19 protein-coding genes and 1 tRNA gene are annotated in these 20471 nt (G+C 72.1%); 4 read left to right on the forward strand and 16 right to left on the reverse strand.

What is annotated here, in order from left to right; translation table 11 throughout:
- Nucleotides 1-75 precede the first annotated feature (75 nt).
- From ACWDEW_RS36715 to pdhA, 6 genes are read right to left on the reverse strand one after another with little or no spacing between them, the layout of a single operon-like run.
- Nucleotides 76-1170, reverse strand: a complete 1095-nt coding sequence (locus ACWDEW_RS36715) for a potassium channel family protein (protein WP_450518827.1) — start codon at nucleotides 1168-1170, stop codon at nucleotides 76-78.
- Nucleotides 1167-2552 (reverse strand): molybdopterin molybdotransferase MoeA, encoded by a 1386-nt coding sequence (locus tag ACWDEW_RS36720; protein ID WP_450518829.1) that lies wholly within the window; start codon nucleotides 2550-2552, stop codon nucleotides 1167-1169. The genes ACWDEW_RS36715 and ACWDEW_RS36720 overlap by 4 nt, the downstream gene beginning before the upstream one ends.
- Nucleotides 2549-3484, reverse strand: a complete 936-nt coding sequence (locus ACWDEW_RS36725; RefSeq protein ID WP_450518831.1) for an NTP transferase domain-containing protein — start codon at nucleotides 3482-3484, stop codon at nucleotides 2549-2551. The genes ACWDEW_RS36720 and ACWDEW_RS36725 overlap by 4 nt, the downstream gene beginning before the upstream one ends.
- A gap of 54 nt (nucleotides 3485-3538) precedes the next feature.
- Nucleotides 3539-4906, reverse strand: a complete 1368-nt coding sequence (locus ACWDEW_RS36730; RefSeq protein WP_450518833.1) for a dihydrolipoamide acetyltransferase family protein — start codon at nucleotides 4904-4906, stop codon at nucleotides 3539-3541.
- A complete protein-coding gene (locus ACWDEW_RS36735) occupies nucleotides 4906-5910 on the reverse strand; it encodes an alpha-ketoacid dehydrogenase subunit beta (protein ID WP_450518835.1) in 1005 nt (334 codons plus the stop codon). The genes ACWDEW_RS36730 and ACWDEW_RS36735 overlap by 1 nt, the downstream gene beginning before the upstream one ends.
- Nucleotides 5907-7043: a pyruvate dehydrogenase (acetyl-transferring) E1 component subunit alpha gene (pdhA, locus tag ACWDEW_RS36740; protein ID WP_450518837.1), complete on the reverse strand. Its 1137-nt coding sequence runs from the start codon at nucleotides 7041-7043 to the stop codon at nucleotides 5907-5909. Before pdhA ends, ACWDEW_RS36735 begins: the two co-directional genes overlap by 4 nt.
- Before the next feature lie 174 nt (nucleotides 7044-7217).
- Here pdhA and ACWDEW_RS36745 point away from each other — a divergent pair, with 174 nt between their 5' ends.
- Nucleotides 7218-7718: an Lrp/AsnC family transcriptional regulator gene (locus ACWDEW_RS36745; RefSeq protein WP_427921344.1), complete on the forward strand. Its 501-nt coding sequence runs from the start codon at nucleotides 7218-7220 to the stop codon at nucleotides 7716-7718.
- 40 nt (nucleotides 7719-7758) lie between these two features.
- Here ACWDEW_RS36745 and ACWDEW_RS36750 read toward each other — a convergent pair whose 3' ends face one another.
- Nucleotides 7759-8349, reverse strand: coding sequence for a TetR/AcrR family transcriptional regulator (locus ACWDEW_RS36750; RefSeq protein ID WP_450518839.1), 591 nt, complete (start codon nucleotides 8347-8349; stop codon nucleotides 7759-7761).
- Nucleotides 8346-9860, reverse strand: a complete 1515-nt coding sequence (locus tag ACWDEW_RS36755; RefSeq protein WP_450518841.1) for a 3-hydroxyacyl-CoA dehydrogenase — start codon at nucleotides 9858-9860, stop codon at nucleotides 8346-8348. Before ACWDEW_RS36755 ends, ACWDEW_RS36750 begins: the two co-directional genes overlap by 4 nt.
- A 172-nt stretch (nucleotides 9861-10032) precedes the next feature.
- On the opposite strand from ACWDEW_RS36755, the gene paaN reads away from it, so the two are divergent.
- A complete protein-coding gene (paaN, locus tag ACWDEW_RS36760; protein ID WP_450518843.1) occupies nucleotides 10033-11724 on the forward strand; it encodes a phenylacetic acid degradation protein PaaN in 1692 nt (563 codons plus the stop codon).
- A 69-nt stretch (nucleotides 11725-11793) separates the two neighbouring features.
- Here the strand turns inward: paaN and ACWDEW_RS36765 are convergent, their stop codons facing one another.
- From ACWDEW_RS36765 to ACWDEW_RS36775, 3 genes are read right to left on the reverse strand one after another with little or no spacing between them, the layout of a single operon-like run.
- Nucleotides 11794-12540: a TrmH family RNA methyltransferase gene (locus ACWDEW_RS36765; RefSeq protein ID WP_450518845.1), complete on the reverse strand. Its 747-nt coding sequence runs from the start codon at nucleotides 12538-12540 to the stop codon at nucleotides 11794-11796.
- Entirely contained in the window at nucleotides 12537-13745 is a 1209-nt protein-coding gene (locus ACWDEW_RS36770; RefSeq protein ID WP_450518847.1) for an HTTM domain-containing protein, read from the reverse strand. The genes ACWDEW_RS36765 and ACWDEW_RS36770 overlap by 4 nt, the downstream gene beginning before the upstream one ends.
- Nucleotides 13742-14500, reverse strand: coding sequence for a DUF5819 family protein (locus ACWDEW_RS36775; RefSeq protein WP_450518849.1), 759 nt, complete (start codon nucleotides 14498-14500; stop codon nucleotides 13742-13744). The genes ACWDEW_RS36770 and ACWDEW_RS36775 overlap by 4 nt, the downstream gene beginning before the upstream one ends.
- A 194-nt stretch (nucleotides 14501-14694) precedes the next feature.
- On the opposite strand from ACWDEW_RS36775, the gene ACWDEW_RS36780 reads away from it, so the two are divergent.
- On the forward strand, nucleotides 14695-15828 hold the full coding sequence (locus ACWDEW_RS36780; protein WP_450518851.1) for an acyl-CoA dehydrogenase family protein: 1134 nt from the start codon (nucleotides 14695-14697) through the stop codon (nucleotides 15826-15828).
- A gap of 13 nt (nucleotides 15829-15841) precedes the next feature.
- Here ACWDEW_RS36780 and ACWDEW_RS36785 read toward each other — a convergent pair whose 3' ends face one another.
- From ACWDEW_RS36785 to ACWDEW_RS36800, 4 genes are all read right to left on the reverse strand, one after another.
- Entirely contained in the window at nucleotides 15842-16171 is a 330-nt protein-coding gene (locus ACWDEW_RS36785; protein ID WP_093627907.1) for a rhodanese-like domain-containing protein, read from the reverse strand.
- 14 nt (nucleotides 16172-16185) lie between these two features.
- Complete coding sequence (locus ACWDEW_RS36790) at nucleotides 16186-17172, reverse strand: J domain-containing protein (RefSeq protein WP_450518853.1); 987 nt, start codon at nucleotides 17170-17172, stop codon at nucleotides 16186-16188.
- A gap of 114 nt (nucleotides 17173-17286) precedes the next feature.
- Complete coding sequence (locus tag ACWDEW_RS36795) at nucleotides 17287-18696, reverse strand: DUF2252 domain-containing protein (protein ID WP_450518855.1); 1410 nt, start codon at nucleotides 18694-18696, stop codon at nucleotides 17287-17289.
- Between the two features lie 189 nt (nucleotides 18697-18885).
- Complete coding sequence (locus ACWDEW_RS36800) at nucleotides 18886-19248, reverse strand: winged helix-turn-helix transcriptional regulator (protein ID WP_450518857.1); 363 nt, start codon at nucleotides 19246-19248, stop codon at nucleotides 18886-18888.
- A 129-nt stretch (nucleotides 19249-19377) separates the two neighbouring features.
- On the opposite strand from ACWDEW_RS36800, the gene ACWDEW_RS36805 reads away from it, so the two are divergent.
- A complete protein-coding gene (locus ACWDEW_RS36805; RefSeq protein WP_450518858.1) occupies nucleotides 19378-20031 on the forward strand; it encodes an FMN-dependent NADH-azoreductase in 654 nt (217 codons plus the stop codon).
- An 81-nt stretch (nucleotides 20032-20112) separates the two neighbouring features.
- On the opposite strand, the gene ACWDEW_RS36810 is transcribed toward ACWDEW_RS36805, so the two are convergent.
- Nucleotides 20113-20196: transfer RNA gene (locus tag ACWDEW_RS36810), tRNA-Leu, on the reverse strand.
- Between the last annotated feature and the right edge of the window lie 275 nt (nucleotides 20197-20471).

Genomic DNA, 20471 nt, shown 5'->3' on the forward strand with positions numbered 1-20471 from the left:
CGCCGAGGTGTGTCACTTCCGATACGGCGACCGCCGAGGTGTGTCACTTCCGATACGGCGACCGCCGAGGGTCGATCACTCCGGCAGCGGCCGGATGTCCGGCGCGACCTGCGAGCCGGGCGAGACCCGCACGATGGTGATGAGGCGGTCCGTCAACTGAAGCGTCCCGATCGACGGGTCGTCGTAACCGAGCACCCGGTGCCCGCGTACGACGCTCACCACCAGGTCGTCCGTCTCCCGCGGTGGCTTGCCCACCTCGGCCTTTATGACGGGCCGCTCGGTCATGTCGAGCCCGCTGCCCTGCTGGATGAGGTCCTCCATGACCATGCCGGCGGCGGGGCTGAGCACGGACAGGCCGAGGAGGCGGCCGGCCGCACTGGCGCTGGTGATGACGGCGTCGGCGCCGGACTGCTTGAGCAGCGGCGCGTTCTCCTCCTCGCGCACGGCGGCCACGATCTTCGCGCCGCGGTTGAGCTGCCGGGCCGTGAGGGTCACCAGCACGGCCGTGTCGTCGCGCTGGGTCGCGATGATGATCTGCCGCGCCTTGTGCACCTCGGCGCGCTTCAGGACCTCGCTGCGGGTGGCGTCCCCGACGACCCCGACGTACCCGTCACTGCTCGCGGCCTCGATCGCCTTCGCACTGGGGTCGACCACGACGACCTGTTCCTTCTTCAGCCCCGTCGCGCACACGGTCTGGATCGCCGACCGCCCCTTCGTGCCGAAGCCGACGACGACGGTGTGATCCCGCAACGCGGACCTCCAGCGGTTCAGACGCCATTCCTCCCGGGTGCGTTCGGTGAGGACTTCCAGGGTGGTGCCGACCAGGACGATCAGGAACAGCACGCGCAGGGGCGTGACGACGAGAATGTTGGTGAGCCGGGCGCTGTCGCTGACCGGGGTGATGTCGCCGTAGCCGGTGGTCGAGAGGGTGACCGTGGCGTAGTACAGCGCGTCGAGGAAGTCGACCGAGCCGTCCGAGTTGTCGTTGTAGCCGTCATGGTCGGCATAGACGATCAGCGCGGTCGCGACCAGCAGGAACAGGGCGATGGACAGCCGCTTGGCGACCTGTTGGAAGGGGTGCTCGACCACTTTCTTCGGGAGTTTCACCCGATGGGTCACGAGATGTTCGTCCGCTTGGCGGGCGATCGCATCATGGCCCGACTGTTTCACGTGAAACACACCCCGATTCCGGCGGCCGCCCAGGGCAGATCGATGAGTTCCACCCGCTGCCCCTGCCGCGCTCCGCCCGGCGGTACGACCGCGAGCGCGTCGGCCGCCGCGATCCCCCGCAGCATCGCCGGGCCGTTGAAGTGCAGCGGGATCGCGGAGTCGCCGCGCAGGACCGCGGGGATGAGCCGGGTGTCGTACGGGTGCCCGTGCACCGCATCCTGGAGGGGCAGCGCGTACGGCTCCGGGGCGGGGTGGGCCGACAGGGTCCGCAGCAGCGGTTCGGCCAGGGTGAGCAGGCCGGAGATCGCGGCGAGCGGGTTTCCGGGCAGGCCCACGAGGTGCTGGTCGTCCTTGATGCGGGCCAGCAACATGGGATGGCCGGGGCGCACCTTCACACCGTCCACGAGGAGTTCGGCACCGAGCCGGCTCAGGGTGGGGTGGACGTGGTCGAGCGGGCCGGAGGCGGTGCCGCCGGTGGTGAGGATGAGGTCCCCGGTGCTGGCCGAGATCGCCTTGTGCAGGGCCTTCTCGTCGTCGCGGAGCCGGCGGACCGCGGTGACCTCGGCGCCGAGCGCGCGCAGCCAGGACGGCAGCATCGGGCCGAGCGCGTCCCGGATGAGCCCGTCGTGGGGCAGCCCCTCGGTGAGCAACTCGTCGCCCAGGATGAGGACTTCGACCCGGGGGCGAGGTACGGCGGTGAGCGTGTCGTAGCCCGCGGCCGCGGCGAGGCCGAGCACCGCCGGGGTCACCAGGGCCCCGCCGGGCAGGAGGTGGTCACCGCTGCGGCACTCCTGGCCGCGCGGGCGGATGTCCTGGCCGTGCCCGACATCGCGGGCCGCGTGGAGCCGGCCCTTGTCGTCGGTACGGCCGTGTTCGCTGCGGATGACGGCGGTGGCGTCGGCGGGAACCCGGGCGCCGGTCGCGATCCGCACGGCCTCGCCGTCGCTGAGCGGCTCCGACTCCGCGTGCCCGGCGAGCACCCCGTCCTCACGCACATCCCAGGGGCCGGGGCCCGCGACCGCCCAGCCGTCCATCGCGGAGGTGTCGAAGGAGGGCAGGTCGCTCAGGGCGACGAGGGGCGCGGCCAGGACCAGACCGAGGGCGGAGTCGAGGGGCACGGAGACGGGGGCACGGTGGCCGCCGGACCGTACGGCGCGCGCGGCGATGGCACGGGCCTCGGGCCACGGGGTGGCCTTGTGCCGCCGGGTGTCCGGTTCGCGGGATGCTGCGGGAGTGTGAGACGTGCCCCGTGGTGCGGGCGGGGGCTCGGCGTGGCCGCCCGTTCCGGCTTCGTTCACGAGGGCGAGTACCTCCTCGACATCGAGGTCCTCGCCGTCCTGGGTGTGCTCGCCGGTGTGCGTGTGCGTACCGCGCGCGGTCATCCGGCGGCGTCCGGACCGGGAGCGTCGGACGGGGTCTCCGGCTTGGCGTCGGCCCCGGACCCGGTCCCGGGAGCGTCCTCGTCCGCCCAGCGCAGCGCGAGGGCGGTGGCCTTACGGGCGGCCTCGGCTACGGCCTCGGGGCCGCCCTTGCCCTGCTGCGCCGCCGCGTAGCCGACCAGGAAGGTGGTCAGTGGGGCGGCGGGCCTGGCCACTCCGTGGGCTGCGTCGCGGGCGAGGTCGAGCAGGATGCCGGTGTCGACGTCCAGGTCGATGCCCAGTTCGTCCTTGACTGCGGAAATCCATTCATCCAACACGTGCTCATGCTCCCTGATGCGTGCCCTGGCGATGGCGAGGTCGTCCCAGGTGTCGCAGTCGAAGGACGCGACGGGGTCGGGGACGCGGGTGAGATCGAGTGCGGCGGTGAGCCGGCGCAGGGGCAGCCCGGTGAGGCCGCCGTGCTCCTCCGTGAGTGCGGTCAGCTCGCGGCGGAGGGCCTGCGCGCGGTACGCGGCCACCAGGGGCTGGTCGCGTCCGTCGGCGTCGGTGAGCAGCGCGCCCTCGGTGCCGCCGGTCCGCAGGGCGGTCAACAGCCGCCGTACGGTTGCCGGTTGGAGGAACGGCAGGTCGGCGGAGAGGACCACGACCGTGTCGGCCGTGGTGTGGCGCAGACCGGCGTCGAGCGCGGCGACCGGGCCCGCGCCGGGCGGGTCCTCGCGCGCCCAGCGCACCGGCCGGGAGGTGGACCGGGGGGCGGCGACCACGACGGTGGTCCGGGCGTGGGCGCAGGCGGTGAACACCCGGTCGAGCAGGGCCCGGCCGCCGACGCGCAGCCCGGGTTTGTCGGCACCGCCGAGCCGCCGGGCACCACCACCGGCGAGCACGACGGCGTCGTACACGCCGGGCACGGTGTCGGTGGGCTCGTCCGCGGTCACCCCTCGAGTATGCGTGCCGCCCTGATCACAGGGAACGTGTGCGGGCTTCCGTGATCACAGGTTGCGCAGCAGCACCGTCGGCTGTTCCACACAGTCCGCCACATACCGCAGGAAACCGCCCGCCGTGCCGCCGTCGCAGACCCGGTGGTCGAAGGTGAGCGAGAGCTGGACGACCTGGCGCACCGCCAACTCGCCCTCGTGCACCCACGGCTTGGGGACGATCCGGCCGACCCCGAGCATGGCCGCCTCCGGGTGGTTGATGATCGGCGTGGAGCCGTCGACTCCGAAGACCCCGTAGTTGTTGAGCGTGAAGGTCCCGCCGGTGAGGTCCCCGGGGGTCAGCGTCCCGGCCCGGGCCGCCTCGGTGAGCCGGGCGAACTCCACGCTCAGCGCCTCCGCGTTGCGCGCCCCCGCGTCCCGTACGACGGGTACGACGAGCCCGCGTTCGGTCTGCGCGGCGAACCCGAGGTGCACCCGGTCGAACCGGACGACCTCTCTCGCCTCCGTGTCCACGCTGGAGTTGAGCTCGGGGAACCGGGCCAGCGCGGCCGTGCAGATCCGGGCGAGGAGGGCGAGTACGGAGATCTTGGGTCCGGCTACGGCGTTCATGGCCGCGCGGGTACTCATCAGCTCGGTCGCGTCGGCGTCCACCCAGCAGGTCGCGTCGGGGATCTCGTGGCGACTGCGGGAGAGCTTGTCGGCCACGGCTCCGCGTATGCCGCGGAGGGGGATGCGGGTGACTCCGCCGGAGGCGGCGCCAGGGGTGGTGTTCGTGGCCGGGGGGAGCGTGGTCGAAGGGACGGTGGCCGGGGGCAGAAGTGTCGCTTCCTGCGCGATCGCCTCCTGGGCCGCCGCCGCGCGGAGCGCCTTCTCGACGTCCGCCCGCAGGATCAGCCCGTCCCGCCCGGAACCCGTCAACTCCCGCAGTTCCAGGCCGTTCTCGCGGGCGAGCCGTCGTACGAGGGGCGAGATCACGGGTACGGGACCGTCGCTACGGCTGTCGGTCCCGGCGGCGGGGGCGGGGGCCGCTGCGGGGGCGGGGGCGTCGGCGACCGAGGTCACGACGTCCGCCGCCATCCGCCGCACCCTGCGTCGCCGTGCGGGAGGCGCACCGGTGCCGTAGCCCACCAGCACGTTCCCCGAGCCCTCGGTCTCCGAGTCGGTGTCGGCGGTCGGTGCGCCCACCGCGACCGTCAACAGCGGGGCGCCGACGGGCAGTTCGGTGCCCTCCTCGCCGTAGCGGGCGGTGACGACGCCGCCGTAGGGGCAGGGGACCTCGACCATCGCCTTGGCCGTCTCGACCTCGACGACCGGCTGGTCGACGGTGACGACGTCGCCGACCTGGACCAGCCAGCGCACGATCTCCGCCTCGGTGAGGCCCTCGCCGAGGTCGGGGAGCTTGAACTCCAGTACCTGTGCCATCAGTTGTCGGCCTCCCATTGCAGCCGTCCCACGGCGTCCAGGATCCGGTCGACGCCGGGCAGGTGGTGCCTCTCCAGCATCGGCGGCGGGTACGGGATGTCGAACCCGGCGACGCGCAGCACCGGTGCCTCCAGGTGGTGGAAGCAGCGCTCCGTGACGCGGGCCGCGATCTCGCCGCCCGGGCCGCCGTAGCCGCCCGACTCGTGCACGACCAGGGCGCGGCCGGTGCGCCGTACGGACGCGCAGACCGTCTCGTCGTCGAAGGGCACCAGGGAGCGCAGGTCGACGACTTCGAGGTCCCAGCCCTCGGCCCGGGCCGCCTCGGCGGCTTCGAGGCAGACGGGCAGGGACGGGCCGTAGGTGATGAGGGTCGCGCTGCTGCCCGGGCGGCGGACCACGGCGCGGCCTATCGGTTCAACGGGTGAGGGCTCGTCGGGGTTCCAGGTGTCCTTCGACCAGTACAGGCGCTTGGGCTCCAGGAAGACGACCGGGTCGTCGGAGGCGATCGCGGCGCGCAGCAGGCCGTAGGCGTCGGCGACCGTCGCGGGGGTGACGACGTGCAGGCCCGGGGTCGCCATGTAGTAGGCCTCGGAGGAGTCGCTGTGGTGCTCGACGCCGCCGATGCCGCCCCCGTAGGGGATGCGGACGGTGATGGGGAGGGGCATGGCGCCGCGGGTGCGGTTGCGCATGCGGGAGACATGGCTGATCAGCTGCTCGAAGGCCGGGTAGGCGAACGCGTCGAACTGCATCTCCACGACCGGGCGCAGGCCGTACATGGCCATGCCGACGGCCGTGCCGAGGATGCCGGCCTCGGCGAGGGGGGTGTCGGTGCAGCGGTCCTCGCCGAACTCCTTGGCGAGGCCGTCGGTGACGCGGAAGACGCCGCCGAGGGTGCCGACGTCCTCGCCCATGACGTGCACGGTGGGGTCGGCCGCCATGGCGTCGCGGAGCGCGCGGGTGAGGGCGTGCGCCATGGTGGCCGGTTTGAGGGCGACGGTGGTCATGAGTGCGTCCCCTCCCGCTCGGCCGCGAGCTCCGCCGCCAACTGGTCGCGCTGTTCGCGGAGTTGGGGGGTTGGTTCGGCGTACACATCGGCGAACAGGTCCATGGGGTCGAGCACCGGGTCCTGGTTCATGTGCGCGCGCAGCTCGGCCGCCATCGCGTCGGCGGCGTCACGGGCGGCCCGGATGCCGGCCTCGTCGATGAGCCCGCGTTCGGTCAGTTCGTGCTCCAGGAGGGCGATCGGGTCGTGCGCGCGCCAGGCCTCGACCTCGGTCTCGCCGCGGTAGCGGGTCGCGTCGTCGGCGTTGGTGTGGGCCTCGATGCGGTACGTGATCGCCTCGACGAGCGTGGGACCGCCGCCCTCGCGTGCGCGCCGTACGGCGTCGCCGAGGACCTCGTGCACGGCGACCGCGTCGTTGCCGTCGACCAGGCGGCCGGGCATGCCGTAGCCGACGGCCTTGTGGGCCAGCGAAGGGGCGGCGGTCTGTTTGGCGAGGGGGACGGAGATCGCGAAGCCGTTGTTCTGGACCAGGAAGACGACCGGGGCCTGCCAGACGGCGGCGAAGTTCAGCGCCTCGTGGAAGTCGCCCTCGCTGGTGCCGCCGTCGCCGACCATGGCGAGCGCGACCACGTCGTCGCCCTTGAGGCGGGCCGCGTGGGCGAGGCCCACGGCGTGCGGGAGCTGGGTGGCGAGCGGGGTGGACAGCGGGGCGATGCGGTGTTCGCGCGGGTCGTAGCCGGTGTGCCAGTCGCCGCGCAGCAGGGTGAGGGCCTGCACGGGGTCAAGGCCGCGGGCGACGGCGGCGAGGGTGTCGCGGTAGCTGGGGAAGAGCCAGTCCTGCTCCTGGAGGACCAGCGCGGCGGCGACCTCGCAGGCCTCCTGGCCGGTGGTGGAGGGGTACACGGCGAGCCGGCCCTGCTTGGTGAGGGCGGTCGCCTGCGCGTTGTACCGGCGGCCGGACACCAGCTGGGCGTACAGGCGGCGCAGCAGCTCGGGGTCGGCCCGCACGGCGGCCTCGGTGCCGAGCACGCGGTAGGGCACGGCGTCGGGCAGCAGCGGCGCGGGGTCCGTGCGCGGCTGCCAGGCGGGCGGCGGTGTGGGCTTGTACGCGCCCCGCTGCTCCATGACCGTCATGACGGCACCTCCTCGTGGGAGTGGCTCGGAGAGACGCCTCGGACGTGCGGCGCCTCCCTACCGATTGTTCGGTCGTCGGCACATTTTGGCTACAGGCGGCTTCAGGCTGTGGACAAACGGTTCTCCACAACCTGAAATGAACGCAGTACGTCCATGGTAGGGAGGCGGGGGGACATGGCACCTGAACAAATGGCCGACGGCCCGGAGGCGGGACGCGAGCTGCCGCCCCCGCGTCCGCTCGACGCCATCGATCAGGACATCCTCCAGATGCTCCAGGCGGACGGCCGCGCGTCGATAAGGTCGGTCGCCGAGCGGGTGCACGTCTCGCGCGCCAACGCCTACGCGCGGATCAACCGGCTCATCGAGGACGGTGTCATCCGCGGCTTCGGGGCCCGGGTCGACCACGAACGCGCGGGTCAGGGCACATCGGCGTACATCACCCTGAAGATCGTGCAGAACTCCTGGCGCACGGTCCGCGAGCAGCTGAGGCTGCTGCCGGGGGCCTCGCACATCGCGCTGGTGGGGGGCGACTTCGACGTCCTGCTGCTGGTGCACACTCCGGACAACCGGGCGCTGCGCGAGCTGGTGCTCACCCGGCTCCAGGCCATCCCCGAGGTGCTGAGTTCGCGCACCCTGCTGGTGTTCGAGGAGGAGGACCTGGAGCCGCAGGGCTGACCCCGCCCGGGGTCGGCGCGGGCCCCGGGTCGGCTTCGGCTCAGTGCGGGGCGCGCAGCCCGGCGAACACCAACTGGGCCACCGCGTCGGCCACTTCGCGCTCGCCCATGCCCCGTCCGTCGGGCCGGTACCACTCCACGATGGAGTTGATCATCCCGAAGACGAGCCGGGTCGCGAGCCGTACCTCCACGTCACCGCGCAGATCGCCGTCGGCCGCCGCGGCCTTGAGCAGCTCGGCCACCTGGTGGTCGAAGTCCCGGCGCCGCTCCAGCGCCCACCGCTCGGTGTCGGTGTTGCCGCGCACCCGCAGCAGCAGCGTCACGTACGGCAGCTCGGAGGTCAGCACCTCGACCATCCGCCGCACGACGTACTCCAGCCGCTCCACGGCACGCCCCGCGCGCGCGTGCTCCTCGTCGAGGATCCCGAAGAGACCGTCCAGGGCGCGGCTGACCGCGCGGCGCAGCAGCTCCTCCTTGCCGGTGACGTGGTGGTAGATCGACGACTTGGAGATGCCGGCCGCCTTGGCGAGGTGCTCCATGGAGGTGCCGTCGTAGCCGCGCTCGATGAAGACCTGGACGGCGACGGAGAGCAGGCTCTCGGGGGTGTACGTGTCGCGCTTGGCGGTGGTCATGGGGTGCCCTCCCGCTTCTCGGTGGCGTACGCGTGGCGGTAGAGCGCCAGGGACGGCGCGTACCGTCCCGACGGATCACGCAGGTGCAGGTCGTCCAGGAGGTCGTAGGCCCAGCTGCGGCCTAGCCTGCGGCTCCATTCGAACGGACCCAGGGGGTAGTTGACACCAAGTCGCATGGCGGTGTCGATGTCCTCCTCGGTGGCGACGCCCTTGGCGACGGCGTCGTGCGCCAGGTCGACGATCCGGGCGACCGTGCGGGCGACGATCATCCCGGGGGCGTCCCCGATGACGCTGACGTCCTTGCCGAGCGCCTGGAAGAGGCCGGTGGCCTCGGAGAGGGTCTGCGACGCGGTGTCCTGGGAGGCGGACAGCGCGATGCGGGTGGCCCTTCGGTAGTCGAGGGCGAGGTCGAAGTAGACGACGTCACGGAACTCGACGGAGGTCTGTCCGTCGGCGAGTGCCAGCTGTCCGCCGCCGGGCAGCACCATGCGGGTGCCGTGGTCCTCTTCCTCCTCGCGGACCACGATGCCCGCCTCGCGGATCAGCGCGACCAGGTCGGCCGCGGGGCCCATGTCGCCCTCGACGACGACGTAGGCGGGCGGCTGGGCCGGTTCAGCGGTGTGCGGCTCGGGCAGCTCGGCGTCGTCGCCGTGGTCGTACCAGCCCTGCCCGGTCTTGCGGCCGAGGCGGCCGGACTCGACCAGGCGGCGCTGGGCGAGCGAGGGCGTGAAGCGCACGTCCTGGAAGAAGGACTGCCACACGGAGTGTGTGACGGACTCGTTGACGTCCTGGCCGATGAGGTCGGTGAGTTCGAAGGCGCCCATCCTGAAGCCGCCGGACTCGCGCAGGATCGCGTCGATGGTGGCCGGGTCGGCGGCCTGTGCCTCGTAGGCGGCGAAGGCCTCGGCGTAGAAGGGCCGGGCGATGCGGTTGACGATGAAGCCGGGGGTGTCGGCGCAGGCGACGGGGGTCTTGCCCCAGGCGCGGGACATCTGGTACGCGCGCGTGGCGGACGTGACGTCGGTGGCGAACCCGGAGACGACCTCGACGAGCGGCAGCAGCGGGGCCGGGTTGAAGAAGTGCAGGCCCACGAAGCGGCCGGGGTTGCGCAGGGCGGCGCCGATGGCCGTCACCGACAGGGACGAGGTGTTGGTGGCGAGCAGACAGTCCTCGCCGACGATGTCCTCCAGGTCGCGCATCAGCTGCTGTTTGACGTCCAGCCGCTCCAGCACGGCCTCGACGACCAGGGTGCAGTCCGCGAGCTCGGCGAGGGTCTCGGCGGGCAGCAGACGGCCGTGTGCGGCGTCCCGGTCGGCCGCGGTGAACCGGTCCTTCTCGACGAGGCGGTCGAGCCGAGCGCGGATCGCTTCGGTCGCGTCCCGGGCCCGCCCCGGAACGGTGTCGTACAGCCGTACGACGTGACCCGCGGCCAGCGCGACCTGGGCGATGCCCTGGCCCATGGTGCCGGTGCCGACGACGGCCACGGGGCTGCTGAGGTCCAGTGCTGTCATGTCCGCGATCCTCCCGCACAGGGTTTTCCACAGATGCGGCGGACCCCCTTGTCCCGACCGATCGTTCGGTTACTCTAACTCTGACCGCCTGTTCCCGCCCCTGATCCTTTCCCTGTTCCCACCCAGGTCATGAGCTCGCAGACGAGTTCGTGAGAAGAGGAGTTGGTCCCGCATGGCCGCCGAACCGACCGCGCACGAGCTGATCGCCCGGCACCGGCCGACACTCGACCAGGCGCTCGAAGCGATCCGCACGCGCGCGTACTGGTCCCCTCACCCGGAACACCCCAAGGCCTACGGCGAGCACGGCAGCCTGGACGCGGCGGCGGGCAAGGCCGCCTTCGACGCCCTCCTGGGCACCCGCCTCGACCTCGGCCAGCCCGGCACCGACGACTGGGTGGGCGGCGAAGTGTCGCCGTACGGCATCGAGTTGGGCGTGACGTACCCGCACGCCGACCTCGATGTCCTGCTGCCGGCCATGCGCGCCGGACAGCGGGCCTGGCGGGACGCGGGCGCGGAGACGCGTGCCGTGGTCTCCATCGAGATCCTCAGGCGGATCAGCGACCGGACGCACGAGTTCGCCCACGCGGTCATGCACACCAGCGGCCAGGCCTTCATGATGGCGTTCCAGGCGGGCGGCCCGCACGCCCAGGACCGCGGCCTGGAGGCGGTGGCGTACGCGTACGCGGAGCAGGTCCGCACGCCCGCCGTCGCGGAGTGGACCAAGCCCCAGGGCAAGCGCGACCCGCTCGTGATGAACAAGGAGTTCACGCCGGTCCCGCGCGGGACCGCCCTGGTCATCGGCTGCAACACCTTCCCGACGTGGAACGGCTATCCGGGCCTGTTCGCCTCCCTCGCCACCGGCAATGCGGTCCTGGTGAAGCCCCACCCGCGCGCGGTACTGCCGCTCGCGCTCACCGTGCAGATCGCCCGTGAGGTGCTCACCGAGGCCGGCTTCGACCCGAACCTGGTGGCGCTCGCCGCCGAGCGCCCCGGCGAGGGCATCGCCAAGACGCTCGCCACCCGCCCCGAGATCCGGATCATCGACTACACGGGCTCGACCGGCTTCGGCGACTGGCTGGAGGCCAACGCCCGCCAGGCGCAGGTCTACACGGAGAAGGCCGGCGTCAACACGGTAGTCGTCGAGTCGACCGACGACTACAAGGGCATGCTCTCCAACCTCGCCTTCTCGCTGTCCCTGTACAGCGGCCAGATGTGCACCACCCCGCAGAACCTCCTGATCCCCCGCGACGGCATCACCACCGACCAGGGCCCCAAGTCCTACGACGAGGTCGTCGCCGACCTCGCGCGGTCCGTGGACGGCCTCCTGGGCGACGACGCCCGGGCGAACGGTCTGCTCGGCGCGCTGGTCAACCCGGACGTGAAGGCCCGCCTGGAGGCGGCTGCCGGACTGGGTGAAGTCGCCCTCGCCTCACGGGAGATCGCCAACCCGGAGTTCCCGGGCGCGGTCGTGCGGACACCGGTGATCGTGAAGCTGGACGGTGCCAAGCCGGACGACGAGGCCGCCTACATGAGCGAGTGCTTCGGGCCGGTCTCCTTCGCCGTCGCGGTCGACTCGGCGGACGACGCGGTGGAGTTGTTGCGGCGGACTGTGCGGGAGAAGGGGGCGATGACTGTCGGGGCGTACACCACGGACGAGGAGGTCGAGAAGGCCGTCGAGGAGGTCTGTCTGGAGGAGGCGGCGCAGTTGTCGCTGAACCTCACGGGCGGGGTGTTCGTCAATCAGACTGCCGCGTTCTCGGACTTCCATGGGTCTGGGGGCAACCCGGCGGCGAACGCGGCGCTGTGCGATGGGGCGTTTGTCGCCAACCGGTTCCGGGTTGTTGAGGTTCGTCGGGACGCCTAGGAGCTCGGGGGGTGCGGTTGTTCTGCGACCAGAGGTCCGTCGTGGCTTGTCGCGCAGTTCCCCGCGCCCCTAAAGGGAGGCTCCGGTGGACCAGTGGTACAAGGTCATCGCCACGCTTGTCGCGAGGTTGTAGCTGGAGACCTTGGGTTGCATCGGTAGGGACACCAAGTGGTCCGTGCGGGTGCGCAGTTCGGTGGACAGGCCGGTGCGTTCGGAGCCGAAGGCGAGGACGGCGTCGTCCGGGAGTTTGAGTCCCCGGATGTCGTCGCCCTCCGGGTCGAGGGCGAACACCGGGCCGGGCGGGAGCTCGTCCACCGTCAGGCGCTCCACGGCCGTCGCGTAGTGCAGGCCAGCTCCGGCGCGCACGACCGTGGGGTGCCAGGGGTCGAGCGTGCCGGTGGTGACCACGCCGGTCGCTCCGAAACCGGCGGCGAGCCGGATCACGGCGCCCGCGTTGCCGAGGTTGCGCGGGTTGTCGAGGACGATCACCGGCGCGCTGCGGGGGGTGTGCCCCAGCGTCCGGAGGTTGGCCGCGCGCGCGGGGCGTACCGCCAGGGCGGCCACCCCGGTGGGATGCGGGCGCGGGACGAAGGACCGGTACGTGCCCTCCGGGACCTCCGTCAGCAGCGCGTCCAGGGTGTCCCGTACGTCGGGGGCGAGGTCGGCGGCGAGCGCGAGGGCCGCCGTCCGGTCCGTGGTGACCGCCAGCGGGACCTCGGCGCCGAAGCGCAGCGCGTGCTTGAGGGCGTGGAAGCCGTCGAGCAGCACGGAGGTGTCGGCCAGCCGGTGCCAGTCGGCCGCTGCGGGGTCGGTCATGCGGTGAAGCCTACGTGGCTGTGCTCGGGGTTCTCCGGGCTGTGCGGCTCCTCCGGGTCCTCGTCCGGGACCGTACGGCCGCCCCGCGTGAACCATCGTGCCCGCGCGCGTGCCGCCCAGCCGCCGAGCCGGCGCAGGAACGACGTCGGCAGGAAGACCGCGTCCGTCGCGATCATCGCCAGGGAGAAGAACGGCAGTCCCAGGAGCACGGCGATCGCCGCGTGCTCGGTCATCATCAGGGCCAGCAGGACGTTCTTGACCCGCCGGTTGAAGAGCGTGAACGGGAAGGCGACCTGCACGACCACCGTCCCGTAGGTCACCAGCATCACCATCGTGCCGCTGGAGGACAGCACGTCCGCCAGGCCGGGCCAGGGGGAGAAGTAGTCGAGGTGGAGCGGGTAGTAGACGGCGGTGCCGTCCTGCCAGCGGGAACCCTGGATCTTGTACCAGCCGGCCGTGGCGTAGATCAGACAGGCCTCGGCCGCGATGACGAACAGGGCGCCGTTGTGGATCACGTTCGCCACGACGTCCAGCAGCACCCGGGGCTCGTACGACCTCGCGAACCGCCCGACCGCCCACCACAGGGCCTGCGCCACCCAGACGGCCCACAGGAGCGCGGGCACGAACCAGTCGCTGTCGAACCGGCCGGCCGAGGTCACCGCGACGAGCACCGCGCCCAGCACCACCCACAGGACGGGCCCCACCCGGTCGGAGGTCCGCCCCCCACGCGCGCGTGCGGCGCGGCGCGCGTCGAGGGACCAGACCTGGCCGCAACGGGTGAACACCAGGTAGAGCGACATCAGGTGCAGGACGTTGTCGCCGCCGTCGCCCATGAAGACGCTGCGGTTCTGCAGGGAAAGCACACCGACCATGAAGAGCACCGATGTCGTGCGGGTGCGCCAGCCCAGCAGGAGCAGGACGCTCGCCAGTACGGCCAGCGCGTACACCGTCTCGAACCAGAACTGGCCGTCCGACCACATCAGGGCCGTGAACGCGCCGTTGTCCGCGATCAGTCGGCGGGCGAGGTCCCAGCTCCAGGGTCCGTCGGGGCCGTAGAGCTCCTGGCGGTGGGGCAGTTCGCGCAGCAGGAACAGCAGCCAGGTCGCGGCGAAGCCGATGCGGATCACGGCGCTCTGGTACGGGCCGAGGGCCGACTCCGTGACGCGGGCGATGCCGCGCGAGACCGACGGGGCGAAAGCGCTCACCGGACACCTCCCGCGCCCTCGGCCGCCGGAACCGTCCACCAGGGCAGCGTGCGGTACTGGGGCGTGGTCGACACCTGCTCGTCACTCCACTCGGGCGGGGGCACATTGGTGGTGACGGAGCGGACCTGGACGCGCTGGACTGTGCCGCCCGCTCCGGCCGCGTCGTCCCGGTCCAGGCGCAGCACGACGATGCGACGCAGATACGTCTCCGAGAGCGTGCCGCGCACACCCATCGCGCGGTTGTCGCCGTCGTGGGTGGCGGTCAGGAAGTCCCAGGCACGGCGCAGCTCGTTCTGCTCGGTGTGGCTCGGCAGCAGATTGCCGTCGATGGCCGCGCCGTCCTCGGCCGAGAGGTCGTACCAGCCGGTCGTACGGGTCGCACCGGCCGCCGTGCGGATGTCGGCGCGCACCTGGACCTCGATGTTCTGCTGCAAGGGGTTCGGCGCGAACAGCTTCCAGTTCTGCTCGAACTCCGGGTAGATCCACTCGTCGATCGCCTTGCCGTGCTGCTTCGTCACCGTGTTCGACGGCGCGACGTGCAGGAACACCATCCCGAGGTGGACCAAGGCGGCGACCGCGACGACCGCGACCGCCAGCGCGGCGCCCACCTGGTAGCGCAGGGACAGCGCGGCGACTCCGACAGGCGGGTCCGGTGCGGGCGGGGGCGGAGGCGGGGGAAGAGGCGGGTGCGGGGGCTGCTGCGCGGGCACGTGCGGCTCCTCGGGGGCGTTAGAGCCTCCGTCGTTCGTGTCCATGCCGCCCCGTTCCCGATTCCGGTCCGTCGCACGGAACGGTACTCAGACCCGCGCTCCGGGCACAGTCCCGATCCTCACAGGCCATGCACCTTGTCATGTTGTCCGTGGGACGACCGGCCGAGCCGTTCCCTTCTTCTAGAACGTGTTCTATCTTGACGCTCCGTCAGATCAGGTCTTGCGGAAGGACGGGAACCGTGGACTTCACCTTCAGCGAGGAGCAGCAGGCGGCGGCCGAGGCGGCGGCGGGGGTGTTCGCCGACGTCGTACCGGACTCCGTGCCCAGTCCGGCGGACACCACGGGCGCCGTCGCCGAGGACTTCGACCGGGCGCTGTGGACCAGGCTCGCCGAGGCCGACCTGCTGAGCCTCCTGCTCGACGAGGAGTACGGCGGAGCCGGCCTGGACGCCATCGCCCTCTGTCTGCTGCTGCGGGAGTCCGCGAAGGTGCTGGCCAGGGTGCCGCTCCTGGAGAGCAGCGCCGCCGCGGCGGCCGTGCAGACCTTCGGGAGCAAGGAACTGAGGTCAGGCCTGCTCGCCCGGGCGGCCCGCGGCGAGCTCGTGCTGACCGTCGCCGCGCACGGGCGCACCGGCCACGACCCTGCCGAGCTCGCCGTGACCGCGCGACGGGACGGTGACCGGTGGCTGCTGGACGGAGTGCAGACGGCGGTGCCGTGGGCCTTCGGCGCGGACCTGGTCGTCGTACCGGCGCACACCGACGCCGACCGGAGCGTCCTCGCGCTGGTCGCCCCGGACCGCGACGGCGTCGTCCTCGCCGAGCAGATCTCCACCACCGGCGAGCGGCTCGCCGAACTGCGCCTGGAATCCGTGCCGGTCGCGGTGGTCGACGTCATCGACGCCGACGGCGCCTGGGAGTGGCTGCGCGACCTGCTGACCGCCGGCACCTGCGCGCTGGCCCTCGGGCTCGGCACCGCCGTCCTGCGCATGACCGCCGAATACACCGGCAGGCGCGAGCAGTTCGGGTTCCCCGTCGCGACCTTCCAGGCCGTCGCCGTGCAGGCCGCCGACCGGTACATCGACCTGCGCGCGATGGAGGCCACGCTGTGGCAGGCCGCGTGGCGGATCGCCTCGGGCGCACCGGGCGCGCTGCCCGCCGCAGCGGACCTGGCCGTGGCCAAGATCTGGGCGGCGGAGGGGGTACGACGGGTCGTGCAGACCGCGCAGCATCTGCACGGAGGGTTCGGCGCCGACACCGACTACGCCCTGCACCGGTACCACGCCTGGGCCAAGCACCTGGAGCTGTCGCTCGGCCCGGCGGCGGCACACGAGGAGGCGCTGGGGGACCTGCTGGCGGCCCATCCGCTCGCCTAGGGACTCCGAAGTCCTAGAGAACGAAGCCCGGTTCGCCCTCGTCCGTGACGACCGGGCGGCCCGCCGCGGCCCAGACCTGCATGCCACCGTCGACGTTCACGGCGTCGATGCCCTGCTGGGTCAGATAGTTGGTGACCTGGGCGGAGCGCCCGCCGGAACGGCAGATCACATGGACCCTGCCGTCCTGCGGCGCCGCCTCGGTCAACTCGCCGTACCGGGCCACGAATTCGCTGAGGGGGATGTGCAGCGCCCCCGTGGCGTGACCCGCCTGCCACTCGTCGTCCTCGCGGACGTCCAGCAGGAAGTCGCCGTCCTTGAGGTCGCCGACCTCGACCGTGGGCACACCAGCTCCGAAACTCATGGCTCGACGCTACCCGACGCCCCGCCCGACGTGTCCGGCTCCCCGAGCAGGGCCGCCAACTCGGCTTCCCGCTCGGCGACTTGGGCGAGCAGCTGGTCCGCGATCTCGTCCAGGAGCCGGTCGGGGTCGTCCGGGGCGATCCGGAGCATGGAGCCGATGGCGCCCTCCTCCAGTTCCCGGGCGACGAGGGTGAGCAGCTCCTTGCGCTGGGCGAGCCATTCGAGGCGGGCGTAGAGCTCCTCGCTGGGGCTCGGGCCGCGCTCCACCGGGGCCGGTCCCGCGGCCCACTCCTCGGCCAGCTCGCGCAGCAGCGGGGCGTCGCCCCGGCTGTAGGCGGCGTTGACCCGGGTGATGAACTCCTCGCGCCGCTTGCGCTCGTCGTCGTCCTGCGCCAGGTCGGGGTGGGCCTTGCGGACCAGCTCGCGGTAGAGCTTGCGGGCCTCCTCGCTGGGGCGCACCCGTTGCGGGGGCCGTACCGGCTGGTCCGTGAGCATCGCCGCGGCCTCCGGGAACAGGCCGTCGCCGTCCATCCAGCCGTGGAACAGCTCCTCGACCGCGGGCATCGGCATCACCCGCGCGCGGGCCTCGTCCGCCAGGCGGATGTCCTCGGGGTCGCCGCTGCGCGCGGCCTTCGCCTCGGCGATCCGCGCGTCCAGCTCGTCGAGCCGGGAGTACATCGGGCCGAGTTTCTGGTGGTGCAGCCGGGAGAAGTTCTCGACCTCGATGCGGAAGGTGTCCACCGCGATCTCGTACTCGATCAACGCCTGCTCGGCCGCCCGCACGGCCCGCTCCAGCCGCTCCTCGGGCCGGGGCGCCGCACCGTCCACCGGGCCGGTGCCGGCCTCGGCGCCCCCGGTGTCCTCGCGCACGGAACCCTCACCCGCCGCGGCTCCGGGGGCAGACGGCACCTCGGCACCCGCCTGCTCCGGCACCGGTTCTCCGACGGGCGCGGACTGGGACTGCTCAGCTTCCGGGGTCGTCACCCGACCAGCGTAGGCCACGGCCGCCCCTCGCCTCCGGACAGTCGGCCACCGCCCCCTCGGCCGACAGGTCCCGGCAGGCGACGAACAGCGTGCCCGGGCGGCTCCACCAGGACCTCACACCCCCAGCTCCGCCGCGATCCGCCCCGTCCGCACCGCCGCCACCAGTTCCGCGTGGTCCGCCTCGGTGCGGTCGGCGTAGGCGACGGCGAACGTCGCTATCGCCTCGTCCAGTTCGTCGTTCTTGCCGCAGTACCCGGCGACCAGGCGCGGGTCGGCGCTGTGGGCGTGGGCACGGGCCAGCAGGGCGCCGGTCATCCGGCCGTAGTCGTCGATCTGGTCGGCGGCGAGGGCGGCGGGGTCGACGCTGCCCTTGCGGTTGCGGAACTGCCGTACCTGGAACGGCAGTCCGTCGACCGTCGTCCAGCCCAGCAGGATGTCGCTGACGACCTGCATCCGCTTCTGCCCGAGCACCACGCGCCGGCCCTCGTGCGGGACGGCCGGGGCCTCGAACCCGGCGGTGAGCAGATGCGGCACCAGCGCCGAGGGGCGGGCCTCCTTGACCTGGAGGACGAGCGGTTCGCCGCGGTGGTCCAGCAGCAGCACGACGTACGACCGCGTGCCGACGCTGCCCGTGCCGACGACGCGGAAGGCGACGTCGTGCACCGTGTGCCGGGCGAGCAGCGGGAGGCGGTCCTCGGAGAGCGTGTCGAGATACGCCTCCAGGGACGCCGCGACCGCCGCGGCCTCCTCGTCCGGGATCCGGCGCAGCACCGGTGAGGCGTCGACGAAGCGGCGCCCGCCGTCCTCGGCGGCCTCGGTCGACTTGGCCGCGAACCGCCCGCTGGTGTTGCCCCGCGCCTTCTCGGAGACCCGCTCCAGGGTGCCGAGCAGGTCACGGGCGTCGGCGTGCGAGACCAACTCCTCGTCCGCGATGGCGTTCCACGCGTCCAGCACCGGGAGCTTCGCCAGCAGCCGCATGGTGCGGCGGTAGGAGCCCACCGCGCCGTGCGCCGCCGTACGGCAGGTGTCCTCGTCGGCGCCGGCCTCCCGGCCCGCGAGCACCAGCGAGGCGGCGAGCCGCTTGAGGTCCCACTCCCAGGGGCCGTGCACGGTCTCGTCGAAGTCGTTCAGGTCGATGACCAGGCCGCCGCGGGCATCTCCGTACAGGCCGAAGTTGGCCGCGTGGGCGTCGCCGCAGATCTGGGCGCCGATCCGGGTCATGGGGGTGCGGGCGAGGTCGTGGGCCATCAGGCCGGCCGAGCCGCGCAGGAAGGCGAAGGGGGTGGCCGCCATCCGGCCCACCCGTATCGGCGTGAGCCCGGGGATGCGGCCGCGGCCCGACTCCTCGACGGCGGTCACCGCGTCGGGGCGGGAGCCGTCCAGGTCGAGCACGGCGTGCGCACTGCGCGGGACGCTCTCCCGCAGCGCCCTGCCCTCTTCCTTGGGCGATCCCTCCACCGGCCAGGTGGCGAAGCCCCGCACCCCGGGCAGCCTGCGCCCCACACCGATTCCGGCCTCGGTCATACCGACCGCCTCCCCCGCACTTGCGCACGCACGAACATCAACTCGCGACGACCGTACAGCCGGTGGCGAAAACACGTCAGGCCCTGTGGACAACTCGGGACCTGTGGACAGCGCAGCGCCTGTGGAAAACCCACGGCGCCCGGCGGACCCCGCACGGGCCGGGCCTCGACGACCGCCCGGCGCCACGCCTCAGCAGCCCGCCGACTCCCACCCCTCGGGCAGATGCACCTTGGCCCACTCGCCGAGTTCCCGGAGCGCCGGTTCCAGCGCCTTGCCTGCCCCGGTCAGCCGGTAGGAGACGCGCAGCGGCGGGCCCTCGTCGACCTCGCGGACGAGCAGTCCGGCGGCGCCGAGCTCGGTGAGCCGGTCGGAGAGCATGCGCTCGCTGATGCCCGGGATGGCCCGGCGCAGGTCGGAGAAGTGCATGGGCTGTGCCATCAGGACGGCCACGATCGGCCCGGTCCAGCGCTTTCCGAACAGCTGGAAGACACGGGTGATGCCCTTGTCGACCTGCTTGCACAGGTCCGTGCCGTGTTCCTGCTCGACCGTCATGGCCTCAGGGTACTGCCCTCCGGAATCGTGATGAAAAAAAGTAAGTACCTGTGTTATTCATAGTCGAGTACGAAACTTCAGCTGCTGAGCAAAACAATGCTCGGCAGGTCCAGCCCCCTGGAGACCTCCATGGCCACGCTTCTGCACATCGACTCCTCCGTGTTCCCCGCCGGCGCCTCCGCCTCCCGCGCCGTCGCCGACGCCTTCCGCACGTCCTGGGAGGAACAGCACCCGGAGGGCACGGTGATCCACCGCGATCTCGCCGCGAACCCCGTCCCGCACATCACCGCCGACGCCCACACCGCCGGCTTCGCCGACCCGGCGACGCACACGCCCGAGCAGGCGGCGGCCTTCGCCGAGCGGGTGCGGCTCATAGAGGAACTGGAACAGGCGGACGCGGTGCTGATCGGCGCCCCGATGTACAACTTCGCCATCCCCTCGACCCTGAAGGCCTGGCTGGACAACGTGATCCTCATGGGCCGCACCGCCGGCACCGAGGACTCGAAGATCAAGGGCACCCCGGTCACCGTGATCGCCAGCCGCGGCGGCGCCTACGGCCCCGGCACCCCGCGCGAGGGCTTCGAGTACGTGCAGACCTATCTCCGCGCGGTCTTCGTCGACGCCCTCGGCACGGAACTGGAGTTCATCGTGCCGGAGCTCACCATGGCTCCACAGAACCCGGCGATGGCCGACCTGGTCCCCCTCTACGAGGCGTCCCGCGAGCGCGCCCTCGACGACGCGGCGGCCAAGGCGAAGGAACTGGCGGAACGACTGGCCGCCTAGAAGCTGTGATTGTCCTCACCTGAGGTGAGAACCACACAAGAAGAAGCCCCTCAGGTCTGGGACCTGAGGGGCTTCCGTCTGTGCGCGAGGGGGGAGTTGAACCCCCACGCCCTTTCGGGCACTGGAACCTGAATCCAGCGCGTCTGCCTATTCCGCCACCCGCGCATTGGGTGTGTCTTCGGGCTGTTCCCCCAGGGGGCTGGCGCCTTCCGACATGCAGAAGATTAGCACGGTGCCCGGGGTGGATTCACATCCCTTATCCGCACCCCGTGACCTGCCCCGGGGACCACCGGCGCCCCCTCCGAACACCTCGCACCTCCCGCTACGTATCAACGTGGGCCGGTTCACGTATCAACCTCGTACCGGTAGCGGCCATCTCCCCATGAGGAGGACAAGGTCCACAGTCAGGTGCGGGACACTTGTCTGCGGCCCCCTCTACG

Source organism: Streptomyces sp. NPDC001100 (assembly GCF_053598575.1).